At 64.2% G+C, this 246-nt stretch carries 1 pseudogene; it reads right to left on the reverse strand.

What is annotated here, in order from left to right:
* Positions 1 to 210 (reverse strand): annotated as a pseudogene (locus IEY93_RS37940) (alpha-galactosidase); the annotation flags it as partial.
* Positions 211 to 246: the final 36 nt, after the last annotated feature.

The following is a 246-nucleotide window of genomic DNA, read 5'->3' on the forward strand; positions in this document are numbered from 1 at the left end:
AATGGTCTGGGTGGCCGAGTCCATGCTGCGCACGTCGTTGCCCAGGATCAGCGGCGAGGCCAGGATCGCCCACAACGCCATGTGACTGCGCATCTCGGTGTCGTTCATCCCACCCCGGCCGACCTCCATCATGTCGGTGTCGTTGAACGCCCCCGGCCTGGCGTAGGACGCCAGCGGCACGGTGACGTTCACGATGTTCTGGATGCCCATCGGGTACCCGTTGGTCTGACCGGTGTCCCACTTGTT

It is taken from the genome of Sphaerisporangium melleum (assembly GCF_014646695.1).
Taxonomy (GTDB): domain Bacteria; phylum Actinomycetota; class Actinomycetes; order Streptosporangiales; family Streptosporangiaceae; genus Sphaerisporangium; species Sphaerisporangium melleum.